This window comes from Micromonospora sp. CPCC 206061 (genome assembly GCF_036906915.1).
Classification (GTDB): Bacteria; Actinomycetota; Actinomycetes; order Mycobacteriales; family Micromonosporaceae; genus Phytohabitans.
In genome coordinates this window covers 1-23,928 of record NZ_JBAKHX010000043.1, presented here as the reverse complement: position 1 = coordinate 23,928, position 23,928 = coordinate 1, and the positions used below count along the sequence as shown (strand labels likewise).

Below are 23,928 nucleotides of genomic sequence, written 5' to 3'. Positions count from 1 at the left end.
TCCTCAGGTGGTGGCGGCATCGGCTGGCTCTTGAGCACCGCTGTCGCCGTAGCGCGGTGGTTGGGGTGCGGCGCCGGCCGAGCCGAGCAGCAGCGCGAGCTGGAACCGGTTTTCGACACCCAGGCGGTCCATCAGGTGCCGCATGGTGTAGGCGACGGTGCGGACGCTGAGCCGCAGTTCCTGCGCTGCCGACTGGTCGGTGTATCCCATGGCGAGCAGGCGCACCAGTGCCAGCTCCCGGTTGCTCAGGTCGATGGGTGGTACCCCCTGCTCCCGTGGATCGATCCCGTCGGTCCACAGCCGGTCGAACATGCCCGCCAGGCCCCGCACGACCGGCGCGTCGGCGACCTCGATGTAGCCCTTTTCGAGGTCCAGAGGGTCGCTCGGAACCAATGCCACCCGCCGGTCGAAGATCATCACCTTGAGTGGGAGCGCCGACAGCTCCCGGTACATCCCGCCGGAGCGGCCGAGGGCGGTGGCGTACGCGCTCAACCGGTCACCGTCGCTTGGCGGCAGGCCGAGCACCCGCAGCCGGATGCCACGGGCCAGGATGCTGGAGTCCAGCGGCAGGGCGGCAGCGGTCGCTTCGGCGTCGAAGACCTCTTCGGTGTTGATGGCCAGGTGCTCGTGGCGTTCGGCGGCGGTGAGGCTCGCCGCCCGCTGTCGTGCCGCGGCGCGGGTCGGCCACCGCCGCACCGAGGCGCCCTCCAGAGCCGTCAGGCCGACCCCAGTGACCGTCGCGATGTGCAGGCGCCACCGTTCGAGCGCCGAATCGGGAGTACGGCGCTTCCGCAACGCGTTGAGCACACGCTCCAGCGTCACCGCTTCCCACACCAGGGCGTCCCTCGACCGGTACCCGGCGTTCGCGGCGGTGGGGACGGGACGTACCGCCTCCACGGCCACGAGTTCGTCGAGCGCGCGGCTCACCCGGCTCTGGGGCATACCCAGCTCCCGGGCGAGCCGCGCGACGGTGCGGGGGCCCAGCATCGACAACGCCCGGTAGCCGAGATCGGCATCGGGCGTCACCCCCCACCTGGTCAGCCTGGGAAGAACCTCCGTCGACAACCCCAACGGACCCCCCTGTCTCGAACCCACCCCTACCCCCTACGAAGACAGGAGATCACCTTCGGCAACGGCTGTGAAGATCCGAGTCACAGGCTTGCATGTTTCTGCAACCGCGGGCCAGCCCGCCTGGCGCGGTCGGGAGCCTGACGCGCGGATGCGGGGGGCGCGCCTACTTGCGCTTCGTGAAGTCCTCGTACTGCTTGACGACCTCGTCGGTCGGCCCGTCGGCCCGGATCACGCCGGACTCCAACCAGATCGACCGCTCGCAGGTGTCGACGATCGAGGCCATCGTGTGGCTGACGAGGAAGACCGTGCCGGCGTCGGCGCGAAGCTCTCGTACCCGCTCCTCGCTGCGCCGCCGGAACTGCGCGTCGCCGGTGGCGAGCGCCTCGTCGATCAGCAGTACGTCGTGGCGTTTCGCGGCGGCGATGGAGAAGCGCAGCCGGGCCGACATGCCGGACGAGTACGTGCGCATCGGCAGTGAGCTGAACTCGCCCCGGTCGTTGATCCCGGAGAACTCGATGATCTTCGGCGTCTGTTCGCGTACCTGCTCCTTGCTCATGCCCATGGCCAGGCAGCCGAGCTCCACGTTGCGCTCGCCGGACAGGTCGTTCATCAGTGCGGCGTTCACGCCGAGCAGCGATGGCTGGCCCATCGCGTAGAGCGCGCCCCGGTCGACCGGCAGCAGGCCGGCGACCGCCCGCAGCAGTGTCGACTTGCCGGAGCCGTTGGTGCCGATGAGCCCGATCGCCTCACCCCGGTAGGCCGTGAAGCTCACGCCCTTGATCGCGTGTACCTCGCGGATGGTCGGCGGGCGGCTGCGGGTGACCAGGCGTCGCAGGCCAGCCACCGGCGATCCGGTGCCCGGCGTGCCGGCGCCGTGCACCCGGTAGACCACGTGTACGTCGTCCGCGACGATCGTGGGGATGCGCTCAGCCACGGCCGTACTCCTGTTCGCCCAGCCAGAAATACACGAACCCGCCGACGCCCGCGAGCAGCGCCCAGCCGACGGCCAGTGCCCACAGCACCGGCACCGGCGAGGCCAGTGGCGCCCCTTCGAGCAGCGCGTGCCGCATCAGCTCGATGTAGACCAGCAGCGGGTTGGCCTCCAACAATCGGGCTGCCCAGAGCGGAAGGTGCCGCTCGAAGAGGACGACGCTGTAGAGCACGCCGGAGGCGTACATCCAGGTCCGCATGATGAACGGGATGAGCTGCTTGAGGTCGGCCAGCTTCGCGCCCAGCCGCGCCACGATCATCGCGACGCCGGCGTTGAACACCGACTGCAACAGCAGCGCGGGCACGACCACCAGCCACTCGACGCTGATCGGCTCGCCGGTGATCAGGACGATCCCGATCAGAACGATGATCGATGCCACCATGTTGCTGAACTGGGTGAGCGTCACCGCGATCGGCAGGCAGGCCCGGGGGAACTGTAGGGCCCGGATCAGGCCCAGATTGCCCGAGATGGCCTGCACGCCGCCCTGGATGGCGCTCTGGCTGAAGACGAAGACGAACAGCCCGGTGCACAGGTAGGCGATGAAGTTGGGGACGTCGGCCTTGGTGTTGAGCACCACGCCGAAGATGAGGTAGTAGACGGCCGCGTTGGTCACAGGTGTGAGCACCTGCCAGAGCCGCCCGAGCCGCGTCGTGCTGAACGAGGAGACGATCCGCGCATTCGCGTAGGCGGATATGAAGTGCCGGTAGGACCAGAGTCGCCTGGTGTACGCGGCGAGGCCCGGCCGCGCGCCCGCGACGGTGAGACCGTGCTTGGCCGCCAGCTCCGCCTGGGACAGGTGCGAGTCTGGATCGACTACCACCGTATCGGTCATTTCCGATCCTTGTCATCAGCGCATGGCTCACCCCGTGACCGGCGAGCGATGGAACGCTACCGTATCGACGCCATCCCAGGATAGTCAGTGCCGACGTCGATACGCAACCGTAGCGTCGTTGAGCTATATTGCCCTGGTGGCGGCCGTGAACAAGAGATCTCCTGCCGGCGCGGCCGTGCTCCGGGAGGACGTCACGAGCGCCATCCGCCAGGCCGTCATGCAGGAGCTCGCCGCGGTCGGCTACGGCCGGCTCTCGATCGAGGCGGTCGCACGCAGGGCGGGAGTCGGCAAGACCGCGGTCTATCGCCGATGGAGTTCAAAGCTGGAGATGGTGTTGGAGATCGTCTCCGAGGTCGCCAGCCAGAGCCTGCCGCTGCTCGACACCGGCGGCCTGCGCGGCGACCTCGAGATGTTGCTGCGGATCGTGGCCCGCGCTCTCGGGCACCGGCTGGCCTCGCAGATCATCCCCGACCTGCTCGCCGAGGCGGCCCGCAACCCGAAGATCGCGCAGACCCTCCAGGATGCCCTCCGCGCCAATCAGCGCCAGGTGTCGGAGCTGCTCATCGGTCGAGCCGTCGACCGCGGCGAGCTTCCTGCCGGCACCGACCCGGATGCGGCCGTCGATCTGATCATCGGCCCGATCTACTGGCGGCTCGCCGTCGCCCGCACGCCGTTGCCGAAGGGATACGTGACCGCGCTCGCCGCCTCGATCGCGGCAGCGCTCGGCGCCCCCTCGTCGACCCCGCCCTGATCTGCTTGCGCGTATCGGGGCCTGGCCGGATGCTGGACGTAAAGGGCTCCTCATAGATCCTTACCGAACGAGTGGACGTCCGGCTCGTTCCGGTAGAAGCCGAAGTCGGGAATCCGCTGGTACCCCGCCGTCAGGTACAGGTTGATCGCCTCGGGCTGGCGTCCGCCGGTCTCCAGCACTATCCGGCGCCGCCCGTGCTCGCGGGCCGATTGCTCGACCGCTGCCAGGACCGCCCGCGCCAGACCCCGCCCGCGGGCGGCCGGCAGCGTGTACATCCGCTTGATCTCCGCGACCGTACCGTCCTCGCCGTGACCGCGCCACGCCCCGGACGACACCGGCTGCTGGTCGAGGTACGTCACGAAGAACGCCCCGTGCGGCGGCTCGAAGTCGGCCGCGTCGACCGGGGTCGCGTCGCCCTCGTCGTCCTCGTACCGCTCGCGCAGGTCGGCCAGGGCCGCCTTGATCAGCACCTGCGCGTCCGGATCGAGGTATCCGGTCCGCCTGATTTCGATCTTCTCCACCGGACCATCTTCCCTTGATTGCCCGCATTTACCGATAAACTCGTCGCGTGGTGACGATGGATGATGTCGCTCGACTGGCCGGCGTCTCGAAGATGACGGTCTCGAACGTCGTCAACAATCGCGCCGGAGTGAGCGAGCCGACCCGCCGTCGTGTGCGGGAGGTCATCGCGGTGTCGGGCTACCGCCTCAACCTCTCCGCGCGGACCCTCAAGTCCGGGCGCACCGGTGTCATCGGTCTCGCCGTGCCCGAGGTCGACCGTCCCTACTTCGGCATGCTCGCCGCCAGGGTGATCGAAGACGCGGCAAGGCGCGGGTTTCATGTCGCGATCGAGCAGACCGGTGCCGCGATCGCCGGCGAGGTCGAGGCGATCGCCCAGTCTCACAACCTTCAGTTCGACGGCCTGATCCTGAGCGCGGTCCAGCTCGACCCGCGCCAGCACCTGGTGTCCGATGGAAGCGTTCCGATCGTGATGCTGGGCGAACGAGACTTCGGGGCGGCCTTCGACCATGTCGCCATGCCAAATGAGGAGGGCACCAGGGCCGCCACGGAGCACCTGATCAACCGTGGTTGCCGGCGCATCGCGTTCGTCGCCGGCGACGAACTCACCGGTGTGAACGTGGTGGCAAGCCGCCACCGTGGCTACGCCGCCGCGCTCGCCGAGCGGGGTCTCGAAGCCGATCCCGGGCTCCTGGTGACCTCTCCGGTGATGACGCTCGAGTCGGGGCGCACAGCGGTCCATCGGCTCGTCGGGGCGGGCATCGCATTCGACGGCGTCGTCGCGGTGACCGACACCGTCGCGCAAGGCGTGCTGAGAGGTCTCGCGGATCACGGGATCGGCGCTCCGGACCAGGTTCGCGTCGTCGGGTTCGACAACATTCCCGAGTCGAAGTACCTGGTGCCGTCGCTGACCACGGTCGCTCCCGACCACGGGTGGATGGCGGAGATGGCGGTCCGCCTGGTCATCGAGCGCATGGCGGATCCGTCTCGTCCGGCGGCCGAGTACGTCGCGCCGTTCGACATCATCGCTCGCGAATCCACGCGCTGAGCGGCAGCTCAGCCGATGTCGCCGGCGACGGTGACGAAGGAGTGGGCCGGGACGTGTACCCGGAGCTTCCCGCCCGCGACAGCGACGCCCTCATGCGGGCGCGGCGTGACCGACTCGGGAGACTGGGGAGTGTTGTGGTCCTGAAGCGCACCGGCGGTCAGGATCAGCGAATCTACCGCGCTGACCGCGCCGCCGCGCAGCTCGATCTCGACGTCCGCCGCAGCCTCGGCGTCTAGGTTGGACAGTGAGACGAGCAGGCGCCCGTCCTTGCGGCTGGCCGAGACCGAGACGGTCTCCAGGCTCGCGTCGCCGACCTCGCGGGCCGGGAGGCCGCCGCGGACGTCGACCCGCAGGGACGCGGCGTCCTGGTGGCCCTTATTCATCTGGAAGACGTGGTAGGTCGGCGTGAGCACCAGCGCCTTCGAATCGGGGTCGGTCAGGATCATCGCCTGGAGCACGTTCAGCGTCTGCGCGATGTTCGCCATGACGAGGCGGTCGGCGTGGCGGTGGAAGATGTCGAAGTGGACACTCGCTACCAGGGCGTCCCGCAGGGTGTTCTGCTGGTACAGGAACCCGGGGTTGGTGCCGGGCTCGACGTCCCACCAGGTGCCCCACTCGTCCAGTACCAGGCCCACGCTCTTGTTCGGGTCGTAACAGTCCATGACGTTCGAGTGCCCGGTGAGCAGCTCGTCGGCGCGAGCGGCCTTGACCATCGTGGCGTAGTACTCGTCGGTGTCGAAAACCGTGGCGGATCCCTTGCTGTCCCAGGAGCCCGCCATCGTGTAGTAGTGCACCGACAGTGCCTGGTAGGCCGTGCTCTTGACGCGCTGGCAGCCGAGGTGCCCGAGCTGCTTCATGAGCGTCTCGGTCCAGTCGTAGTCGAAGTCCGAGGCGCCGGCGGCGATCTTGTACAGCTTGGCGTCGCCGTAGTCGCGGCAGTAGGTGCCGTAGCGGCGGGCCTCCTGCGCGTAGTGCGCGGCGGTCATGTTGCCGCCGCATCCCCACGCCTCGTTGCCGAGGCCCCAGAACGTGACGTTCCAAGGCTCCTCGCGGCCGTTGGCCTTGCGCAGCCGCGCCATGGGGGAGTCACCCTCGCGGTTGAGGTACTCGACCCACTCGCTCATCTCCCGCACGGTGCCCGAGCCGACGTTGCCGCTGATGTACGGCTCGGCGCCCAGCAGTTCGCACAGGGCCATGAACTCGTGCGTGCCGAAGTGGTTGTTCTCCTCGACGCCACCCCAGTGGGTGTTCACCATGACGGGGCGCTCGGCCTTGGGTCCGATGCCGTCCATCCAGTGGTACTCATCGGCGAAGCAGCCGCCCGGCCAGCGCAGGTTCGGGATGTCGAGGGCGCGCAGGGCCGCGACCACGTCGAGCCGGATGCCGCCCTCGTTCGGGATGTCGGAGTCTTCGCCGACATAGAACCCGCCGTAGACGCACCTTCCCAGGTGCTCGGCGAAGTGGCCGTAGATGTGGCGGCTGATCCGGGGACCGTCGATGTCGACGTTGATGACTGCGGAGATGCTCATGGGGCGTCCTTAGGCTTTACCGGTCACTTTACCGATACACTCTAGATCGGGTCCGGGTAGGCTGACCGGTCATGATCGGAGTGCGGTTCGGGCTGGTCGGGTACGGGTTCGGCGGACGGTACTTTCACGCTCCGCTGCTCGCGACGGCGCCCGGCGTCGACTTCGTCGGAGTGGTGACCCGCTCCGCGCAACGCCGGGCCGAGCTGGCCGGCGACCGGCCCGAGGTGCCGGCGTTCGACTCCCTCTCCGCGCTGGCGGCGGCGGGAGCGCAGGCGGTCGCCATCTCCACTCCGGCGGACACCCGCGTGGCCCTGGTGCACGAGGCGATCGCGCTGGGCCTGGCAGTGGTGGTCGACAAGCCGTTCGCCCTCGACGCGGCGGCGGCCCGCGGCTTCGTCGAGGCAGCCGAGAAGGCCGGGGTGCCGCTCAGCGTCTACCAGAACCGTCGCTGGGACTCCGACCTGCTCACCGTCCGGCGGCTCATCGACGCGGGCGAGCTCGGCGCGGTGACCCGCTTCGAGTCGCGGTTCGAGCGGTTCTCCCCGGAGCCGGGCCCGCCAGCCGCCGGGGGCGGCACCCTGCGCGACTTCGGCGCGCACCTGGTCGACCAGGCGCTGCTGCTGTTCGGCCCAGCGACCCGGGTGTACGCGGAGATGCGCGGCCGGCACGAGCTCGACGACGACGTCTTCGTGGCGCTGCACCACGCCAGCGGCGTCGAGTCGCACCTGTGGGGGAGTTGGGTGCAGGCGGCGCCCGGGCCGCGGTTCCGGGTCACGGGTACGACCGGCACCTATGTCGTGGGCGGAATGGACGGTCAGGAGGCCGCGCTGGTCGCCGGCCGGACGCCAGCCAGCGAAGGCGACAACTGGGGCGTCGAACCGGAGGCGTTCTGGGGTGTGCTCTACCGGGGTGACGACGGCGAGCCGGTGCCGACCGAGCGCGGCCGTTGGGACACCTACTACCCGGCGTTCGCCGCCGCCGTCCGCGGTGAGGGTCCGGTGCCTGTCGACCCGAGAGACGTGGTGCGCAACGTCGAGGCGCTCGACGCGGCCCGGGAGAGCGCCACGACCGGCGGCGCGGTCAACATCTGAACCAGGTCTGTGACAGGATCTTCGGCGGCGTATCCCCCGACGAAGGGACAGTCGTGAGTCGACCGTGGACCCGGTTCGGTTTCCGGGCGTTGGCCCTCGCGTTGCTTCTGGTGGGGATTGGTGGCGGCTATTACCTAAGTCAGTACCAGGAAGACCGTCGACAGGGGATCAACGCCCAGTTGGCGGCCGACGCGGCCCAAGACGAGATCGGGTACCTCAAGGAGCGGCAGCGCGAGCACACGATCGCGACGGCGCAGCAGCGCGAGGCGCAGCGGGTCGCCGCCGAGAAGGCGGCGGCTGCGGCGAAGACCGAGGCCGAGCGGATCAGCAAGGCCGAGGAGGAGGCGAGCCGCAAGAAGCGCGAGAAGGCGGAGACCAAGCCGTACACCGGCCCGATCCCCGCCTCCTGCAACGAGTACAGCGGCAACCGCAAGATTGGCTGCGCGATGATGATCGACGCGGGGTTCCCGATCTCCGAGTTCCCGTGCCTGGAGAAGCTGTGGACCAAGGAGAGCGGCTGGAATCACAAGGCGCGCAACTCCTCGTCCGGCGCGTACGGCATCGCGCAGGCGTACCCGGGCAGCAAGATGGCCTCCGCGGGCAGCGACTGGCAGACCAATCCCGCCACGCAGATCAAGTGGGGTCTCGGATACATCAAGGGCCGGTACAAGACACCATGCGGCGCGTGGACGTACTTCCAGAACAACGGTTCCTACTGATCGCCGAGTACGTGGCCGATGCCGTGCCGGCTCAGCCAGTCCACAGTGTGCGGTACGAAGCGGGATGCGGACGCGCCGGCGCTGACATCGGTGGCGACCACGGGCACCTGCGCGGCGAGCGGTAGCAGCACCGTCCGCCAGCAGGCCGGCGTGGCGCAGGCGGAGTTGTTGTCGACCTGCCAGGCGGCGGCCAGGCTCCGGCCTGCCCGGTCGGTCGGGCGGTGGGCGAGCCAGCCGCTCAGGTCGTTGGAGTCGTCCAGGCCACCGACGAGGATGACGTTGAACGCCCCGTACCGGCGGATCTGGTCGACCAGGTACTGCGTTTCGGGGCGGAGAACGCCGACCACCAGGTCGAAGACCACTGCGTTGTCGTCGCGGAACACCCGTGCGGCGTGGAGCCAGAAGCTCGTCAGGTTCGCGGCGGTGGTCGCGCGCGGTGCCACGATGGGCGTAATGCCGTGCCGGATCAGCCGTCGGGCGTACGCGGCGACCTCGGCGAGGTAGGCGTCTCGGTCTTGGACAGCGGTGTGGCCGCTGCTGGGCCAGCAGGCGTCGCTCAGCACCATCCGCACGGTGTTGACGCCGCGCGCACGCAGTGCGCGAACGGAGGCGTCGTCGACCGACCCGTCCCAGAAGCCGGCGCTCGGTGGGCAGCCGGCCTCCACTGTGGAGCGGGCGACGCCGCGCGCGCGGAACGGCCGCGGGTCGCGCTCGACGGTGACGATGCGGGCGCCGGTGACGTGCAGCGACCGCGCCTCGCCAGGCGCCGGGGGCGGGATGACGCGTACGCCGATGGCCTCCCTGGCGGTTGCGGCGCCGGTGTTGTCGAACGCCGTCGCGCTGATCCGCGTGCCGCCGTTTTCCGGTACGCCGCGCCAGTCGAAGGCGTACGGCGGCGCCGTGTCTACATTGAGCAGGACACCCCTGTTCTTGAACTCGACCCGCGTGATGTGCCGCCCGGGTGCCGCTGTCGCGTCGACCCGGATCGGGATCGTGGCCGGCGCGGCGAAGAAGTCGTCGGGCTGTGGGGAGGTCATCGTGACCGAGGGCGGCGTTGGGTCGGGATGTCCCGGAGGCGGCGAGGAGATGGTCGGGCTTGGCGTCGAGCCGTCCGTATTGCAGGGCTGGCTGTTGAAGGAGTAGTTGGTCGGCGGAGGGTTTTCTCCGCTGTGGTGACCGCCCCAGCGCACCGTGACGGAGCCGCCGGTCGGCAGCGTGTGTCCCGCGGGCGGGATGAGCACCGGGTCGTTCGGGGTGTGGGTGCCCGCGATGATCGTGTATCCGGGCGGCAGAGGCTCGAGGTCAGGGACGAAACGCTGGCTGTAGGCCGGCAGCCGCCACCGCAGCCGCCAGTCGGTCGCCGGGGGCCCGAGGTTGGTCAGGGTCATCTCGGCTGTCCAGCCGAGCGACCACTCACGGAGGATTTTGTACTCCACCGTGCACGCCGTCGCCGCGTACGCCGGCCGTAGCACCATGGTCAGCGCCCCAGCCGCGACGATCGTCATGGACACAGCCAGCGCGATGATCCGACGTCGCATCTGAGCCCCCGTGTATCGATGGAAGTCGCTTCCTGGTTCACGATGCGGGACGTGTTGTTGGCTGTCAACAAATTGAGGTTGCAAACCGTACGTCCGTACTGTTTGGTGGGAGGGTGCGCTTGCTTCCACCACCCGGCGCGGCCCGGGTCCTCGCCCTGTCCACCCTGGTCAACACCGTCGGACGGGGCGTCTGGCTGACCGCCAGCGCGCTCTTCCTGACCCGGTCGGTGGGGCTCTCGGTGACGCAGGTCGGCATCGGGCTCACGGTGACCGCCCTGGTCAGCCTGGTGGTGAGCACTCCGGCGGGATACCTGGCCGACAGATACGGCCCGCGCGGCATCCAGTTCGTCGCACTCCTCGCCTGTAGCGGGCTCACCGCCGCGCTGGCCCTGGTCGGGTCGTTCCCGTCCTTCCTCGTGGTCAGCATCGCGATCGCACTGGCCGACGCGGCCTTCCGTGGTGCCCGCGGCGCCGTGATCGCCGGCGCGGTCCCCGCTGACCAGCGGGTCCGCACGCGCGCCTATCTTCGAGCCACCACCAACGTGGGGATCTCGGTCGGCGCCGCCCTGGCCGGCGTCGGCATCGCGGTAGACACCCGGACGGGCTACCTGGCGCTGATCGCGGTCGACGCGGTGAGCTTTCTGGTCGCGGCCGCGATCCTCACCCGGCTGGCGCCGATAACGCCGGTGGCGGCTCCGGCACACGGGCCGCGGCTGGTGGCTCTGCGAGACCGCCCGTTTCTGGTGTTCACGCTGCTCGACGGGGCGATGTCGATGCACTTCGGCCTGCTCAACATCGCCCTTCCACTGTGGATAGCCGGCCACACCACCGCACCCCGCTGGCTCATCTCGGTACTGATGCTGGTCAACACCACGATGGTGGTGCTCTTCCAGGTGCGCGCCGCGCGCGGTACCGAGGAGGTTGCCGGCGCCGCACGGGCATCGCGCCGAGCCGGCGCGGCCATCGCGGTCGCGTGCCTGCTCTTCGCCGCGAGCGGCGCCGCAGCCGCGCCCGTCGCGGTCGCGTTGCTGCTCGCCGGCGCGTTCACACACGTCGTCGGGGAGCTGTGGCAGTCCGCCGCGGGCTGGGGAATCTCGTTCGGGCTCGCGCCGGCTCACGCGCAGGGGCAGTACCAGGGGGCGTACGGCATGGGGATGCAGCTTGGCGGCATGCTCGCCCCGGTCGTGGTGACCACCCTCGCGATCGGCTGGGGAGCGCCGGGCTGGCTGGTGCTTGGTGCTCTCTTCGTCGGTCTCGGCGCGCTGATGCCGCCGGTGGTGCGCTGGGCGTCGCGCACCCGGGAGCCCGAGTTGGAGGCGGCGCCGGTTTAACCGGTACCGGGAGCCGAAAGCTGAACTGTTGCCTCTCGTAAACCGTACTGGACGGTAGGTAAGCTCCGGTCGATGGGAGGTGGGCCGCGTGGATATGGACGCACCTGACGCACCTGACGCGGCGCCGACGAGGGGGAAGCGGGCGCACGCGGCCGAATACGGCGGCTTCCTGAAGGGGCGCCGCTTTCTGAAAGGACGCGGCGCCAAGTGGCTGGCGTTCGGCCTGACGCCGGTGCTCGTGGTGCCCCTGGCGGTGCTGTTCCTCCCACTGCCCTTTCTGGACAGCTACCTCGCCGGCCTGATCGCCGAGCGGGTGTCCAGCCAGGTCGCGTGCCCCGGCAGCCTCCCGCAGGCACCCAAGGTCGAGGTCGGCGGTGGACGGCTCGTGCCGCAGCTGCTGCGAAGGCGGATGTCGGAGGTGCGGCTGTCGGTGCCGGACGTCACCATCGGCGACACCGAACACGCCAAATTCGACGCCACCATGCGAGACGTCACCCAGCCGGAGGAGGGGACCACCCGCGTCGGCAGCATGGACGCGTCCATCACGGTCGCGTTCGCCAACATGCCGACCGCGGAGGGCGAACCGCCGACCACCTACGACCGAGCCGAAGACGGCTCGCTGACCGTCACGACGGTGTCGCCGGCCGAGAATGCCAAGAACGTCACCGCCAAGCTCTACCTGAAGATGGAACTGCGGGGCGAGTCGGTCGCAGCGGTGCCGCAGAAGCTGCAACTGTTCGGGCGCGAGCTCCCGGCCGACCAGGTGAAGAACCTGGCGGGTGGCGAGCGCAAGCACGATCTGCCCGATCTGCCGGACGGCGTGGCCTACAAATCGATCACGCCGCGTAAGGACGGTGTGCACGTCGCGCTCGACGGTGTCGCCACCGAGCCGCTGAGCAACCTCCCCAAGGAGGTCGACGGCCGAGCGGTTTCCTACTCGGCCAAAGGCGGGCTGCTGGGCATCTCGACGGCGCTCAGCATCGAACCGATCGTCAACGTCCCGCTGACCATCCACACAGCACCCCGACTCAACGGGGGAACGCTGACCCTGGTGCCGCAGACGGTCGAGATCCTCGGCGCCAACCGCCAGCCCGACGACCTGCTCGCCCGGATCGTGCTGGGTCAGATCAAGCAGGAGTCGCTGACCCGCAAGCTGCCGACGCTGCCGCCCGGTGTGACATACCGATCGGTGAAGGTCGACAGCGCCGGCATCAAGGTGGCCGTGGGCGGCACCACCATCCAGCCGTTCTCCGAACTGTCCTCAGGAGACGGTCGGCCCACCACCTTCAGTGCCGAGGACGGGCTGTTGACCGCGACCACGAAGGGCGGCAACCCGGACGGCTCGCCGACCCCAATCGTCCTGTACGCCAAGCCGAAGATCACGGGTACCACGCTCGACATCGCGCCGCAGCAGATCGAGATGTTCGGCTTCCTCTTCCCCGCCGGCAACGTGCTTTCTCAGGTGCGGGCGCGGGAAACCTCGTACCCGTTGCAGGCGTTGCCGGCCAACCTCCAGTACCAGGGCGTCGAGGTGATCCCCGAAGGGCTGCGGATCACGTTGAGCGGCAAGGACGTGGTGCTCGAAAAAGGAGGCCTGACCGGCAGCAGCAGCTGCTGACCGGCTAGCTGGCCGCGGTGACCGGCTCGAAGCTGGCGAGCAACTCCTCCATCGCGCGCTGGTCGGGGCCGACGAACGGGTCGGCCCGCGGCGCCGCCACGAGCATGTCGAGGAACTCGGCGTGCTGTCCGACCGCCGGCGGCAGGTGCGTGCTGAGGATCGCCGTCGGGGCCATCGACCGCAGCGGCTCGACGGTCTCGAGGTACTTGGTGGTGTCGATGTTGTGCACCCACGGGCTGTCTATGGCGGCCCACAGCAGTTGGCCGTTGCGCAGGGCGTCGGCGGGTGCCTCGCGCACGTCCAAAGCGCCCGCGAGGTCGCTGGTCGGCATGGGCGCCCCGAAGCAGTCGGAGCTGAAGCACACCCCGGACCGGTCGTCGTAGAAGCCGACGGTGGCTGGGTTGTCGAACAGCGGCGGGCGGAACCCGGTGAGAGTCCGGTCGCCCACGTCGAGGGACTGGCCGGGGTTGAGCAGGTACACCCGGTCGAGCGGCAGCGGGCGCTCCGTCGACATGATGCCGGCGCCGACGAACGTGGTGACGATCCGCGCATGCGGTGCGGCGTCGAGCAGGGCGAAGATCCCGCCGGTGTGGTCTCGATCGGGGTGGGTCAGCCAGATCCAGCGCACGTCCTTGGGGTCGATGACCGAGCCCAGGGACTCGACGAAGTTGCGGTCGGGGAGGCCGAGCCCGGTGTCGACGACGACGGGCTCCGCCGCGTGCAGGACGAACGCGTTGACGGCCAGGAAGCCGATGCCTGGTACGGGAAGTTGGTCGTTGAGAACGCTGACGTCGCGTCCGATCCGGTGAAATCGCATCGCGGGTCCTCTCGTGGGAGCACACCCAAATCGGTATAGATCACCAAATATCAGAGTTGTTCTGTCCGGTGATCGTGTCAAGAGGCCGAAAAGACGAACGCCAGGTGGGCGTCCAGCGTCTTCAGCGCGGTTTCCGGTGTGGTCTGGCCGGTGAGCAGGTATAAGCCCAGGCCTTCGGTGAGCCCGAGAAGACCCGTCGCCGCGGCGTCCGGGTCGACACCGGCGTGTGCCGTGCCCGCGGCCTGCGCCGTCCGGATCTGGTCGGCGATGTACGCGAACAACTGCGGCGCGTCCTGGCGCAGGGACGCGCCCGCCTCCGGGCGCACCGCCGCGTAGGCGAGGAACGCCAGCGCCACCAGGCCGTCGGCGCGGCTGGCGTCGTCGAGCGGGAGCAGCCCGGTCAGGAACGCCTGGAGGAACTCGCGCGGCGTGGGAGTCGGCCCGAGTCGGGTGACCGCCGCGGTGATGCGGGCCTCGTTGCGCTCGCGTACCACGCCCAGGGCGAAGTGCATCATCTCGTCCTTGGTGCGGAAATAGTGCTGCACCATGCCCGAGGTGACGCCCGCCTCAGTGGCCACGTGCCGCAGGCTGACGGCCTCAAGGCCATCCCGGGCCGCGACGCGCAGCAGGGCGTCGGCGATGAGGGTGCGCCGTTCGTGATGGTCGACCACCTTCGGCATGCCCCCATGATTTCACATTGCGGTTGACATGAAACCACGTTACATTGCAGTTGCAACGTAAAAGGCTGGGAGGGGTGATGATCGAGACGTACGGGCTGGTCAAAAAGTACGGCGACGTCATCGCGCTGGACGGCGTCGACCTCGCGGTGGGCGCCGGCAAGGTGCTCGGTGTGCTCGGACCCAACGGCGCCGGCAAGACCACCGCCGTGCGCATCCTCGCCACGCTGCTGCGCCCCGACGCCGGCACGGCGCTGGTCGGTGGGTACGACGTGGTGCGCGACGCGCACCGGGTGCGCCAGGTCATCGGCGTGGTCGGGCAGTACGCGTCGATCGACGAGGAACTGACCGGTCACCACAACGTGAGTCTCGTGGGCCGGCTGCTCGGGCTGCGCCGGGCGCTCGCGCGGCAGCGGGCCGACGAGTTGCTGGACGAGTTCGGGCTCGCTGACGCGGGCGGGCGGCCGGTCAAGACGTACTCGGGCGGTATGCGGCGCCGGATCGACCTGGCGGCGAGCCTGGTCAGCCGGCCGCGCGTGCTCTTCCTCGACGAGCCCACCACGGGTCTGGACCCGGTAAAGCGCGGCGAGATGTGGGGGAGCATCCGGTCGATGGCCGCGCGCGGCACTACCGTGCTGCTGACCACCCAGTATCTGGAAGAGGCCGACCGCCTCGCGGACGAGATCGTGGTGTTCGACCGCGGCGCGGTCGTCGCGCGCGGCACGCCCGACCAGCTGAAGCGCCGCTCGGGCCGGCAGACCCTTGAGGTACAGGTGGCCGACCCGGCCCGGCTGCCGGAGGCGGCCGCCCTGGTGGCCGAGGTGGCCGGCAGTGAGCCCACCCGCGACGCGACCACCGGCCGCCTGAGCGTGCCGGTGACCGACTCCCGCGTGATGCCGGCGGTCGTGCGGCGGGTCGACGACGCCGCGATCGAGGTGACCGAGTTGGCGCTGCGCCTGCCCAGCCTGGACGACGTGTTCCTGGCCTTGACCGGCCACACAGCCACGGAAGAGAGGATCGCCGCATGAGCACGGCCCTACCCGCTCGCGTGCCGCCGTCGGTGGCGGTCGCGCAGTGCCTGGCGCTGGCCTGGCGCGGCATCGTGAAGATCCGGCGCCACCCGCTGGTGCTCGCCGACGTCGTTCTCGGGCCGGCCGTATTCCTGGTGCTGTTCGTGTACGTGTTCGGCGGCGCGATCGAGGGCAGCACCGACCGGTACCTCCAGTTCGTGCTGCCCGGCATCCTCGGGCTCATGACGCTGCTGGCCACCATGGGCGTCGGGGTCGCGCTGTGCCAGGACCTGAAAAGTGGCGTCTTCGACCGCATCCGCAGCCTGCCGACGCTGCGCATCGCGCCGCTGGTCGGCGCCATCGGCGGAGACGCGGTCCGCCAGATCGTGGCCATCGCCGCGCTGCTCGGATTCGGCACCCTGCTGGGCTTCCGCTTCCAGACGGACGCCTGGGCGGTGCTGGCCGCGTGCGGCCTCGCCGTCGCGTTCGCGCTCTCCCTGTCGTGGGTCTGGGTGCTGCTCGGCCTGCTGGTTAAGGACGCTCAGGCCGTGCAGGGCCTGGGTGCGATGCTCATCTTCCCACTCTGCTTCGCCAGCAACATCTTCGTACCGCCCGGCACGATGCCCGGCTGGCTGCGAGGCTTCGTCGAGGTGAACCCGATCCGCCACCTGATGGACGCGATGCGGGGGATGATGGTGGGTGGACCGGTGGCGAGGCCGGTGCTCTGGACTCTGATGTGGATGGTCGGTTTCGTCGCGGTGTTCGCGCCGCTGGCGCTGGCCGCGTACCGCCGGAGCGCACGATGAACCTGGCACAGAAAGCTGCCGCGTACGAGGCGGCGATGTGGAGCAGCCTGTTCCGCTGGGTGTTGCGCCGGCCGACGTCGTATCCACCAGGCACCCGAACGTTCAGCTACATGGGGGTGGTCAAGCCCATCCTCATCGCATTCATCGCACTGTCCGCTGTGGAGATTCCCATCTTCGACCTCATCGTGAGCCGGCTCGTGCCATGGTCTCCGGCGAGGTGGATCGTGCTCGGGCTTGGCGCCTACGGTCTGGTCTGGATGCTCGGCCTCTTCGCGATGCTGCGCCTGCACCCGCACGAGATCGGTGAGGCGGGCATCCGGATACGCAACGGGATCGGGGTGGACGTGACGATCCCTTGGGCCGACATCGCGGCGGTGCACGGACGGTACCGGTCGCTGCCGTCCGGCAAGGGCGTCCAGGTCGAGCACGACGACGACGGCCCGATCGTCAACCTGGGCACCGGCGGCCAGACCAGCGTCGACATCGTCCTGCATAGACCGTCCTCATTGGACCTGCCGAAGGGCCCCAGCGAGCCGACGACGCGGGTCCGCCTGTACGCCGACGACAAGGACGCGTTCGTGGCGGCCGCACGTGACCACCTTGAGGCCCTCACGCCGTGAGGGTGACCACCTTGAGGCCGTCACGCCGTGAGGCGGCGGATCGCCGCCGCGAGGGCCTCGCGGTCGAGGTCCGCGCCCGTAACGAGGCTCTGGAGAACGGCGCCGTCCACCAGGGCTGCCACGTCGCGGGCCGCGGCGGCGCCGGCGTGCGGCACCAGCAGGTCGCGCAGGCCGTGGAGCCAGGCCTCGGCGAGCGGACGCAGCGCTGGATCTCGCGCCGCGGCGACATATAGCTCGTACTCGACCCGCGCGCGGTGCCGGTCCGCGAGGTACGCCGCCACCATGTCGGCGAGCGTGGCGGCCGGGTCGGCGGCGGCGTCGAGCCGTGTCGACCAGGTCTCCAAGTCCGCGCGGAGCGCCTCCGTGGCGTGCGCCAGCCCCGCCGCGACCAGGTCGTCGAGGGTGGGGAAGTAGTACGTCGTGGCGCCGAGCGGCAGGCCGGCGCGGGCGGCCACGGCGCGATGCGTGGTGCGCCCGATGCCGACCTCGGCGACGACCTCGACGACCGCCGCTGCGAGGGCCGCCCGGCGGGCCTCGGGGTCGCGGGGACGTTGTGCGCGGCGGCCGGTCAATGCGCCGCACCGCCCAGGTTGAGGATCACCACGCCGGCCACGATGAGGCCGATCCCAGCCACCTTGACCAGCGTGATCGGCTCGCCGAGGAACGCCGCGCCGATGGCGACGATCGCGGCGGTGCCCAGTCCGGACCACACGGCGTACGCGACGCCGACGGGCACCTCCTTGACCGCCTGGGACAGCGCCAGGAACGACACGGTATAGCCGGCCAGGCAGGCCACGGTCGGCCAGAGCCTGCTGAACCCCTCCGTCGACTTGAGCATGCTGGTGGCGAACACCTCGAACGCGATCGCGGCGATCAGGAAGACGTACGGCATATCTTGTACATTAGTACAAGATATTTGGCAGGCGCGTCCGGCCGCCGCGCGCCGCGAAGCTGCTCAGTCGAAGACGGAGCCGGTGCGCTTGCCGGAGCGCTGAGGGCAACGCACAGGACGTCACGGTCGCCGGTGAGCCACGACGCCGAAGATCACGGCGAACAGGACGCCGCCCAGCAGGGCGAAGACCAGGGACGCGATTGCGAACCCGTTCGTATCCGGCTTCTTCGGCGGGGCGGCGGGCGGGTAGAACTGGTCGGGTGCCGGCGCGGCGGGCAGCGACGTCCACTGGCCGGACGCTTGTGGCGGCCCGGGGGCGGCGGGCGGCGGTGATACGGGCGCGGTTGGCGGCGGCGAAGTCACGGGCGAGGACGATTGCAGCCGCGGAGAGCCTAGGCTCGCAGATATGGAACTACCTGAGGCCGCGGAGATGCTCTCTCGCACGCCGGACGTCCTCGACGCGCTCCTTGCCGGACTGCCGCCGCAGTGGCTGCACCGCGACGACGGACCGGGCACCTGGAGCGCGTACGACATCGTGGGGCACCTGTTGCACGGCGACGGCACCAACTGGCTGCCGCGCGCCCGGATGATTCTGGATCGCGGTGCCGAGGCGTCGTTCGAGCCGTTCGACCGCGAGGCGATGCTGGGCGAGGAGCACACGAACGTCTCCGTGCTGCTGGCCCGGTTCCGCACCGCGCGCCGGGCCAGCCTCGGCGAACTGTCTGCAATGGACATCGAGCCGGGCGACCTGGAGCGGCGCGGTCTGCACCCCGATCTGGGTGAGGTCACGCTCGGGCAGCTGCTCGCGACGTGGGTGGCCCACGACCTCACTCACCTCGGCCAGATCGGTGAGGTGCTGGCCCGGCGGTACCGCGACGAGGTGGGACCGTGGCGCCAGTACATGCCGGCGCTCGACCGCATCGCCAAAGCGGAGTAGCGGCTCAGCTCAGGCGGATCTCGTCGCCGTCGACCGCGACGGCGACGGGTGGCAGGGGTGCGGGTGCGGGCCCGCCGGCCACGGAGCCGTCGGCGACCTTGTACTTGCTGCCGTGGCACGGGCAGTTGATGGTGCCACCAGACACGGTCGTCACGTCGCAGCCGGCGTGCGTGCACGTGGTGGAGAACGCCTTGACCGTGCCCGTTCGCGGCTGCGTGACGACCACCTTCCGCTCCTCGAAGATCTTGCCGCCGCCGACCGGGATGTCCGAGAGCTTGGCGAGCGGGGCGGGGTCGCCACCGGATGCGGGCGGTGGCGCGGTGCCGGCGGGCGGTGCCGGTGGCGGCGCGTCCTGCGAGCCGCCGTACGTCTCGCACCCGGCAAGAGCGGCGGCGGCTCCGGCGGCGAGCACCGCCCTGCGGGACGGCGACCCTCCACTGTGCATGGTTGTCCCTTCCGAGGACTCTCTAGAACTGGACGCCGACCGTGGTGAAGAACCACAACGACGAGGTCAGCCACATCGTGACGAGCGCGGTGAAGACCACCCCGCCGGCGAGCGGCAGTGCCCAGCCCGGCAGCCCGCGCCGGGCCAGCAGCAGCATCTTGGCCGTGAACGCTCCGAAGAACAGGCACCCGACCATCGAGTGCACCAGCACCCGCGTGTCGTAGGACTGGACGCCGAGCGCGTACAGGCAGTGCACCGCGACGGGGATCGACAGCAGGAACGCGACCCGGCCGGACCAGCGGTGCGCGGCGCCGATCCACCGTGGAGCGGCGATCCAGCGCACCTTGCCGTACATCACCAGGGCAGAGGCGAGCTGTAGGAGGGCGAACAGCGCCGAGCCGGACGCGAGCCATACCTTGACCGTCTGCGGGCTGGAGAACCCGGCAACGCTGACGGCGATGCCCGTGGGCGTGTGCAGCCGGCCGTACACCCCGAGGGCCACCGCGACCGCCGACCCGATCAGCAGCGGCACGAGGAGCAGCACGACCCGATCCGCGGCTGACGCCTCCCGGTCAGAATCCAGCACCGGTCGACCCATCGATCGCGTCGGCCGTCACCCGGGAGCCGTTGACGGTGGCGGAGCCGCTGGGCAGCCTGAGCCGTGGCGCGGGCGCGAGCCTGCCCTCCGTGTTGGCGATGCCGACCTGCTCGCCGTTGGCCAGCACGATCCAGCCGGTCACCACGCGGGCATTGCGGATGTCGGCGGTCGACCGGTACAGGCCGGTGGGCTTCTTCGCCACCGGGATGTCGAGCGTCCAGTTCTTGTTTCCGGCGGTCACCGTGCCGGCCGCCGAGTCCTTGTCGTAGGAGCCCGTCAGGACCGCGTCGTCGCCGGAGAGGCTGAGCTTGCCGTCGGCGGCCGTGCCGAGCATCCACTCCTCGACGCGGCGGCCGTCGCACAGGTACGCGATCGCCGCGCCGTCGCGGATGGCGATGGCGATGGTCGCGGCGCCGCCGTCGACGCGGCCGGCGTACGCGACCCGGATCTTGGCCGGTGGCGCGGGCGCCGTCGTGGCGGGTGGAGCCGGCGCGGTCGTCGCCGGTGGGGCGACGGTCGCCGACGCGTTTCTACTGTCCAGCTCCTCGGTCGCGGCATTCGCGCCGAGAACAAAAAGTACAATTGCTGTCGCCAGCCCGACGAGTAATGTGATCACGGGTCCGTGATTTGATCTTAGAACCGGCGGCTTCCGCTCGACCATGATATTTACGGTACTTGCAGTTTTGGCGTTGCCTCCACCTCGCGACTATCATTTAGCCGTCACTGATCATGCATTTACCGGGTCAAATAGATCGGACCGTTTCACTAGGGGAGATGCCATGGCGGGCCGTGATACTCCGGCCCGGTGGCTAGCCGATCTCGACCGGGTCGCCCGCGTAGCCGCCGGCGCCGATCGGCCCGACCTTGTCGAGCGCCTCCAGCAGGCACGCGCCCGGCTCGTCGACGAAGACGTGCCGGTGGCGGTGGTCGGGGAGTTCAAGCAGGGCAAGAGCACGCTGATCAACGCGCTGCTGCGCACCGACGTGTGCCCGGTCGACGTCGACGTGGTGACCTCGGTGCCCACGATCCTGCGATACGGCGCGCCGCCGACGGTACTCGTGCATCCCTCCGACGAGGCCGCAGCGCCCGTACCCGTGCCGTTCGCGTGGCTGCGCGACTGCGTCACCACCGGCGAGGCCGACGGCGAGCCGCTGCGGGCCGTCGAGGTCCGGCTCGACCGCAAGCTGCTGCGCGGCGGCCTGTCGCTCGTCGACACCCCCGGTGTCGGCGGGCTCGACTCCGCGCACGGCAACCTTACGCTCGGCGCGCTGAGCCTCGCGCGCGCCGCGCTCTTCGTCACGGACGCCGCGCAGGAGCTCACCGCCCCCGAACTGGAGTTCCTCGTACGCGCGGCCGAGCGCTGCCCGCGCATGGTGTGCGTGCTCACCAAGATCGACCTGCATGGCGAGTGGCGCCGGATCGCCGAGCTCGACCGCGGGCACCTCGCCAAGGCGGGGCTGTCGGTGCCGGTCGTGCCGGTGTCCTCGTTCCTGCGGATGCGGGCCGGTGCGCGGGGCGCCGCCGACCTCAACGCCGAATCCGGGTTCCCCAGGCTCCTGGAGGCGCTGCGCAAGCTCGCCAGCGGCAGCGCCGCCGTGGCGGCGGCGCGTCGCGACCTGGCGTTCGCGGTCAGCCAGCTTCGCGAGCAGGTCGGCGCCGAACGCGCCGCCACCGCCGACCCCGAGGCGTCACCCGCGCTCGCCGACCGCCTCGCCGAGCAGGCCAAACGCCGCCAGCGCCTCGCCGCCGGCTCGTGGCAGACGGCGCTGTCCGACGGCATCCAGGACCTCAGCACCGACGTCGAGCACGACCTGCGCGAACGGCTGCGCGGGCTGCTCCGGCGCGGCGACGCGATGCTCGACGCCGGAGACCCACGAGACACCTGGTACGACTTCAAGGCCTGGGTCGTGAGGGAGGCCACGGCCGCAGCGGTCGACAACCTTCTGGTACTGGTGACGCGCACCGAGCAACTCGCGCGTGACGTGGCCGAGCGCTTCGACCTGGAGTACGACAGCCTCGACCTGGACCTGCCCGCTCCCGCCTCGGCGGTGTCCCGGGTCGACGTGCTCGACGTGCGGTTCGACCGGTCGTCGATGCAGCAGTTCCTCGGGGCGTTCACGGCCGCCCGGGTCACCTACGGCGGCCTGCTCATGCTGGGCGCGTTCGGCAGCCTGCTCGGCCTGACCCTGGCCGCCCCGGTCGGCGTACTCGGCGGGCTGACCGTCGGGCGCAAGCTGATCCGCGACGAGCGGCAGCGCCAGACAGAGCAGCGCCGCCAGCAGGCAAGGCAGGAGCTGCGCCGGTACGTGGACGAAGTCGGGTTCGTGCTCGGCAAGGACTCCCGAGACGCGGTCCGGCGCACGCAGCGGTACCTGAGAGACGAGTTCGCGGCGCGGGCCGGTGGCGCCGAGCGGTCGTCCGCGCAGGCGCTCGCCGCGGTCCGGCGGGCGGCGAGCCTGCCCGCCGACGACCGGGCGCGGCGGGCCGAAGAGCTGGAGTCGCGCTGGCGCGACCTGGGCCAGGTGGCGGAGCGGTTCGTCGCCGTCCCGGCTGGACGTCCTCGGTGAACGCCGGGCTGACCGACCAGGTCGCGCTCCTGCTCAGCCGGGCGCAGCGGACGATCACCGAGCCAGCTGCCCGCGCCACGCTGGCGCTGGCCGCCCAGCGGCTCGCCGAGCCTCTCCGGGTCGCCATCGCGGGCAAGGTCAAGGCGGGCAAGTCCACCCTGCTCAACGCCATGGTCGGCGAGGAACTCGCCCCCACCGACGCCGGCGAGTGCACCCGCATCGTCACCTGGTACCAGGACGGGCCGCGCTACCGGGCCACCGCCCACCTGCCCGACGGGCAGGCCGAGCAGCGCCCATTCGACCGGGCCGACGGGGCGGTTCGCATCGCCCTCGGGCGGCCCGCCGACGAGATCGACCACCTCACCGTCGAGGTGCCCAGCCGGCGGCTGCGCCAGCACACCCTCATCGACACCCCCGGCCTCGCGTCGCTGTCGGCCGACGTGTCGCTGCGCACGATGTCGTTCCTCGAAGCCGACGCCGAACGCGCCGCCGAAACCGACGCGGTCGTCTACCTGCTCCGCCACATGCACAGCAGCGACCTGCGGTTCCTGGAGGCGTTCCACGGCGACGACCTCGTGTACGGCACCCCGGTCAACGCGGTCGGCGTGCTGTCCCGCGCCGACGAGATCGGAGCGTGCCGGCTCGACGCGATGGAGGCGGCCGGCAGGGTCGCCTCCCGCTACCAGGGTGACGAGCGACTGCGCCGGCTCTGCCCGGTCGTCGTACCGGTCGCCGGGCTGCTCGCCTCGGGCGCGGCGACCCTGCGCGAGGGCGAGTACGCGACGCTGGCGCGCATCGCCGCGGCACCCGAACGCGACGCCGTCGACCTGCTGCTGACAGCAGACCGGTTCACCGCGACCGGCGGACCGGCCGGCCAGGTGGAGCGGCGGCGGGCGCTCGACCGGATGGGCCTGTTCGGGGTGCGCATGAGCGTGCGGCTGATCCGCGACGGCGCCGTGAGCAGCGCCACCGACCTGTCCCGCGAGCTGACCGCCCGCAGCGGCCTGGACCGGCTCCGCGACACCCTCACAGCCCAGTTCGTCGGCCGCAGCCAGGTGCTGAAGGCCCGCTCCGCGCTCGCGGCCCTCGACACGGTCCTGCGCGGGCGCGCCGGCGACCGCGCCGCCTACGAATTGGCTGTCGCCGCCGAGCAGATCCGGGCGAGCGCGCACGAGTTCGTCGAGGTACGCCTGCTGCACCTGCTCCGCTCGGGGCGGCTGCCGGGCCGCGACGACCAGCACGCCGAAATGGCGCGGCTGCTCGGCGGCGACGGCACCAGCCCCGCCCAACGCCTGGGCCTGCCGGCAGACGCGCAGCCGTGGCAGCTGGCGGCGGAGGCCGAGCGCTCCCTGCGCCGCTGGCAACAGGTGGCCGAACACCCCCTGACCGGCCGCGAGCTGGGCACGGCGGCCCGCGCCGTAGCCCGCACCTGCGAAGGCCTCCTATCCACCCTCCCGTAACCACCCCCGCCGCGCCGCGCCGCGCCCGCCGCGGCCGCCGCGCCCGCCGCGCCAAGTCGGA

Annotated in this window: 26 protein-coding genes; 12 read left to right on the top strand and 14 right to left on the bottom strand. The window is 70.5% G+C overall.

Annotated elements, in window-relative coordinates; genetic code table 11:
- Positions 1–3 precede the first annotated feature (3 nt).
- The 3 genes from V6V89_RS25460 to V6V89_RS25450 all read right to left on the bottom strand — a co-directional run bounded on the left by V6V89_RS25460 (position 4) and on the right by V6V89_RS25450 (position 2,894).
- Complete coding sequence (locus V6V89_RS25460; RefSeq protein ID WP_334621856.1) at positions 4–1,026, bottom strand: helix-turn-helix transcriptional regulator; 1,023 nt, start codon at positions 1,024–1,026, stop codon at positions 4–6.
- A 208-nt stretch (positions 1,027–1,234) separates the two neighbouring features.
- Positions 1,235–2,035 (bottom strand): ABC transporter ATP-binding protein, encoded by an 801-nt coding sequence (locus tag V6V89_RS25455; protein WP_334621899.1) that lies wholly within the window; start codon positions 2,033–2,035, stop codon positions 1,235–1,237.
- Positions 1,998–2,894 (bottom strand): ABC transporter permease, encoded by an 897-nt coding sequence (locus tag V6V89_RS25450; RefSeq protein ID WP_334621855.1) that lies wholly within the window; start codon positions 2,892–2,894, stop codon positions 1,998–2,000. Before V6V89_RS25450 ends, V6V89_RS25455 begins: the two co-directional genes overlap by 38 nt.
- Before the next feature lie 136 nt (positions 2,895–3,030).
- Here V6V89_RS25450 and V6V89_RS25445 point away from each other — a divergent pair, with 136 nt between their 5' ends.
- Positions 3,031–3,645 carry a TetR/AcrR family transcriptional regulator gene (locus V6V89_RS25445; protein ID WP_334621854.1) on the top strand — a complete coding sequence of 205 codons (615 nt, stop codon included), beginning with the start codon at positions 3,031–3,033 and terminating at the stop codon, positions 3,643–3,645.
- A gap of 50 nt (positions 3,646–3,695) precedes the next feature.
- On the opposite strand, the gene V6V89_RS25440 is transcribed toward V6V89_RS25445, so the two are convergent.
- Entirely contained in the window at positions 3,696–4,166 is a 471-nt protein-coding gene (locus V6V89_RS25440; protein WP_334621853.1) for a GNAT family N-acetyltransferase, read from the bottom strand.
- Between the two features lie 56 nt (positions 4,167–4,222).
- On the opposite strand from V6V89_RS25440, the gene V6V89_RS25435 reads away from it, so the two are divergent.
- Positions 4,223–5,212, top strand: coding sequence for a LacI family DNA-binding transcriptional regulator (locus tag V6V89_RS25435; protein ID WP_334621852.1), 990 nt, complete (start codon positions 4,223–4,225; stop codon positions 5,210–5,212).
- Positions 5,213–5,220: 8 nt separating this feature from the next.
- On the opposite strand, the gene V6V89_RS25430 is transcribed toward V6V89_RS25435, so the two are convergent.
- Complete coding sequence (locus V6V89_RS25430; protein ID WP_334621851.1) at positions 5,221–6,741, bottom strand: alpha-N-arabinofuranosidase; 1,521 nt, start codon at positions 6,739–6,741, stop codon at positions 5,221–5,223.
- 71 nt (positions 6,742–6,812) lie between these two features.
- On the opposite strand from V6V89_RS25430, the gene V6V89_RS25425 reads away from it, so the two are divergent.
- Together V6V89_RS25425 and V6V89_RS25420 are read left to right on the top strand one after the other, a co-directional pair.
- Positions 6,813–7,832 carry a Gfo/Idh/MocA family protein gene (locus V6V89_RS25425; protein ID WP_334621849.1) on the top strand — a complete coding sequence of 340 codons (1,020 nt, stop codon included), beginning with the start codon at positions 6,813–6,815 and terminating at the stop codon, positions 7,830–7,832.
- 53 nt (positions 7,833–7,885) lie between these two features.
- Positions 7,886–8,551: a transglycosylase SLT domain-containing protein gene (locus tag V6V89_RS25420; RefSeq protein ID WP_334621848.1), complete on the top strand. Its 666-nt coding sequence runs from the start codon at positions 7,886–7,888 to the stop codon at positions 8,549–8,551.
- On the opposite strand, the gene V6V89_RS25415 is transcribed toward V6V89_RS25420, so the two are convergent.
- Positions 8,545–10,089, bottom strand: coding sequence for an Ig-like domain-containing protein (locus V6V89_RS25415; protein WP_334621847.1), 1,545 nt, complete (start codon positions 10,087–10,089; stop codon positions 8,545–8,547). The genes V6V89_RS25420 and V6V89_RS25415 overlap by 7 nt on opposite strands.
- Positions 10,090–10,202: 113 nt before the next feature.
- Here V6V89_RS25415 and V6V89_RS25410 point away from each other — a divergent pair, with 113 nt between their 5' ends.
- Both V6V89_RS25410 and V6V89_RS25405 read left to right on the top strand, forming a co-directional pair.
- A complete protein-coding gene (locus V6V89_RS25410) occupies positions 10,203–11,420 on the top strand; it encodes an MFS transporter (RefSeq protein WP_334621846.1) in 1,218 nt (405 codons plus the stop codon).
- Between the two features lie 94 nt (positions 11,421–11,514).
- Positions 11,515–13,038, top strand: coding sequence for an LmeA family phospholipid-binding protein (locus V6V89_RS25405; RefSeq protein WP_334621898.1), 1,524 nt, complete (start codon positions 11,515–11,517; stop codon positions 13,036–13,038).
- Positions 13,039–13,042: 4 nt separating this feature from the next.
- Here the strand turns inward: V6V89_RS25405 and V6V89_RS25400 are convergent, their stop codons facing one another.
- Both V6V89_RS25400 and V6V89_RS25395 read right to left on the bottom strand, forming a co-directional pair.
- Positions 13,043–13,855 carry an MBL fold metallo-hydrolase gene (locus V6V89_RS25400; RefSeq protein WP_334621845.1) on the bottom strand — a complete coding sequence of 271 codons (813 nt, stop codon included), beginning with the start codon at positions 13,853–13,855 and terminating at the stop codon, positions 13,043–13,045.
- Between the two features lie 77 nt (positions 13,856–13,932).
- Positions 13,933–14,535, bottom strand: coding sequence for a TetR/AcrR family transcriptional regulator (locus V6V89_RS25395; protein WP_334621844.1), 603 nt, complete (start codon positions 14,533–14,535; stop codon positions 13,933–13,935).
- A 77-nt stretch (positions 14,536–14,612) separates the two neighbouring features.
- Between V6V89_RS25395 and V6V89_RS25390 the strand changes: the two genes are divergently transcribed.
- From V6V89_RS25390 to V6V89_RS25380, 3 genes are read left to right on the top strand one after another with little or no spacing between them, the layout of a single operon-like run.
- On the top strand, positions 14,613–15,560 hold the full coding sequence (locus V6V89_RS25390; RefSeq protein ID WP_334621843.1) for an ATP-binding cassette domain-containing protein: 948 nt from the start codon (positions 14,613–14,615) through the stop codon (positions 15,558–15,560).
- Positions 15,557–16,348 carry an ABC transporter permease gene (locus V6V89_RS25385; RefSeq protein ID WP_334621842.1) on the top strand — a complete coding sequence of 264 codons (792 nt, stop codon included), beginning with the start codon at positions 15,557–15,559 and terminating at the stop codon, positions 16,346–16,348. Before V6V89_RS25390 ends, V6V89_RS25385 begins: the two co-directional genes overlap by 4 nt.
- Positions 16,345–16,968 (top strand): hypothetical protein, encoded by a 624-nt coding sequence (locus V6V89_RS25380; protein WP_334621841.1) that lies wholly within the window; start codon positions 16,345–16,347, stop codon positions 16,966–16,968. The genes V6V89_RS25385 and V6V89_RS25380 overlap by 4 nt, the downstream gene beginning before the upstream one ends.
- Before the next feature lie 20 nt (positions 16,969–16,988).
- Here V6V89_RS25380 and V6V89_RS25375 read toward each other — a convergent pair whose 3' ends face one another.
- The 3 genes from V6V89_RS25375 to V6V89_RS25365 all read right to left on the bottom strand — a co-directional run bounded on the left by V6V89_RS25375 (position 16,989) and on the right by V6V89_RS25365 (position 18,223).
- On the bottom strand, positions 16,989–17,540 hold the full coding sequence (locus V6V89_RS25375; protein WP_334621840.1) for a TetR/AcrR family transcriptional regulator: 552 nt from the start codon (positions 17,538–17,540) through the stop codon (positions 16,989–16,991).
- Positions 17,537–17,860: a DMT family transporter gene (locus V6V89_RS25370; protein WP_334621839.1), complete on the bottom strand. Its 324-nt coding sequence runs from the start codon at positions 17,858–17,860 to the stop codon at positions 17,537–17,539. Before V6V89_RS25370 ends, V6V89_RS25375 begins: the two co-directional genes overlap by 4 nt.
- Positions 17,861–17,980: 120 nt before the next feature.
- A complete protein-coding gene (locus V6V89_RS25365) occupies positions 17,981–18,223 on the bottom strand; it encodes a hypothetical protein (protein ID WP_334621838.1) in 243 nt (80 codons plus the stop codon).
- 43 nt (positions 18,224–18,266) lie between these two features.
- On the opposite strand from V6V89_RS25365, the gene V6V89_RS25360 reads away from it, so the two are divergent.
- The gene (locus V6V89_RS25360) at positions 18,267–18,797 is read left to right on the top strand and encodes a DinB family protein (RefSeq protein ID WP_334621837.1); all 531 of its coding nucleotides are present in this window, start codon (positions 18,267–18,269) and stop codon (positions 18,795–18,797) included.
- A 4-nt stretch (positions 18,798–18,801) separates the two neighbouring features.
- Here the strand turns inward: V6V89_RS25360 and V6V89_RS25355 are convergent, their stop codons facing one another.
- From V6V89_RS25355 to V6V89_RS25345, 3 genes are read right to left on the bottom strand one after another with little or no spacing between them, the layout of a single operon-like run.
- Positions 18,802–19,242, bottom strand: coding sequence for a Rieske (2Fe-2S) protein (locus tag V6V89_RS25355; RefSeq protein ID WP_334621836.1), 441 nt, complete (start codon positions 19,240–19,242; stop codon positions 18,802–18,804).
- A gap of 22 nt (positions 19,243–19,264) precedes the next feature.
- Entirely contained in the window at positions 19,265–19,840 is a 576-nt protein-coding gene (locus V6V89_RS25350; RefSeq protein WP_442935212.1) for a DUF6529 family protein, read from the bottom strand.
- Positions 19,815–20,501, bottom strand: a complete 687-nt coding sequence (locus tag V6V89_RS25345) for a hypothetical protein (RefSeq protein ID WP_334621834.1) — start codon at positions 20,499–20,501, stop codon at positions 19,815–19,817. The genes V6V89_RS25350 and V6V89_RS25345 overlap by 26 nt, the downstream gene beginning before the upstream one ends.
- A 118-nt stretch (positions 20,502–20,619) precedes the next feature.
- On the opposite strand from V6V89_RS25345, the gene V6V89_RS25340 reads away from it, so the two are divergent.
- Together V6V89_RS25340 and V6V89_RS25335 are read left to right on the top strand one after the other, a co-directional pair.
- A complete protein-coding gene (locus tag V6V89_RS25340; RefSeq protein ID WP_334621833.1) occupies positions 20,620–22,407 on the top strand; it encodes a dynamin family protein in 1,788 nt (595 codons plus the stop codon).
- A complete protein-coding gene (locus V6V89_RS25335) occupies positions 22,404–23,867 on the top strand; it encodes a dynamin family protein (RefSeq protein WP_334621832.1) in 1,464 nt (487 codons plus the stop codon). Before V6V89_RS25340 ends, V6V89_RS25335 begins: the two co-directional genes overlap by 4 nt.
- Positions 23,868–23,928 lie beyond the last annotated feature (61 nt).

Excerpts from the sequence above, each read along its gene's own strand:
- V6V89_RS25450 (WP_334621855.1), bottom strand. The coding sequence starts at position 2,894 with ATGACCGATACGGTGGTAGTCGATCCAGACTCGCACCTGTCCCAGGCG.
- V6V89_RS25435 (WP_334621852.1), top strand. The coding sequence starts at position 4,223 with ATGGATGATGTCGCTCGACTGGCCGGCGTCTCGAAGATGACGGTCTCG.
- V6V89_RS25430 (WP_334621851.1), bottom strand. The coding sequence starts at position 6,741 with ATGAGCATCTCCGCAGTCATCAACGTCGACATCGACGGTCCCCGGATC.
- V6V89_RS25425 (WP_334621849.1), top strand. The coding sequence starts at position 6,813 with ATGATCGGAGTGCGGTTCGGGCTGGTCGGGTACGGGTTCGGCGGACGG.
- V6V89_RS25415 (WP_334621847.1), bottom strand. The coding sequence starts at position 10,089 with ATGCGACGTCGGATCATCGCGCTGGCTGTGTCCATGACGATCGTCGCG.
- V6V89_RS25405 (WP_334621898.1), top strand. The coding sequence starts at position 11,515 with ATGGACGCACCTGACGCACCTGACGCGGCGCCGACGAGGGGGAAGCGG.
- V6V89_RS25400 (WP_334621845.1), bottom strand. The coding sequence starts at position 13,855 with ATGCGATTTCACCGGATCGGACGCGACGTCAGCGTTCTCAACGACCAA.
- V6V89_RS25395 (WP_334621844.1), bottom strand. The coding sequence starts at position 14,535 with ATGCCGAAGGTGGTCGACCATCACGAACGGCGCACCCTCATCGCCGAC.
- V6V89_RS25390 (WP_334621843.1), top strand. The coding sequence starts at position 14,613 with ATGATCGAGACGTACGGGCTGGTCAAAAAGTACGGCGACGTCATCGCG.
- V6V89_RS25385 (WP_334621842.1), top strand. The coding sequence starts at position 15,557 with ATGAGCACGGCCCTACCCGCTCGCGTGCCGCCGTCGGTGGCGGTCGCG.
- V6V89_RS25380 (WP_334621841.1), top strand. The coding sequence starts at position 16,345 with ATGAACCTGGCACAGAAAGCTGCCGCGTACGAGGCGGCGATGTGGAGC.
- V6V89_RS25370 (WP_334621839.1), bottom strand. The coding sequence starts at position 17,860 with ATGCCGTACGTCTTCCTGATCGCCGCGATCGCGTTCGAGGTGTTCGCC.
- V6V89_RS25360 (WP_334621837.1), top strand. The coding sequence starts at position 18,267 with ATGGAACTACCTGAGGCCGCGGAGATGCTCTCTCGCACGCCGGACGTC.
- V6V89_RS25355 (WP_334621836.1), bottom strand. The coding sequence starts at position 19,242 with ATGCACAGTGGAGGGTCGCCGTCCCGCAGGGCGGTGCTCGCCGCCGGA.
- V6V89_RS25350 (WP_442935212.1), bottom strand. The coding sequence starts at position 19,840 with ATGGGTCGACCGGTGCTGGATTCTGACCGGGAGGCGTCAGCCGCGGAT.
- V6V89_RS25345 (WP_334621834.1), bottom strand. The coding sequence starts at position 20,501 with ATGGTCGAGCGGAAGCCGCCGGTTCTAAGATCAAATCACGGACCCGTG.
- V6V89_RS25340 (WP_334621833.1), top strand. The coding sequence starts at position 20,620 with ATGGCGGGCCGTGATACTCCGGCCCGGTGGCTAGCCGATCTCGACCGG.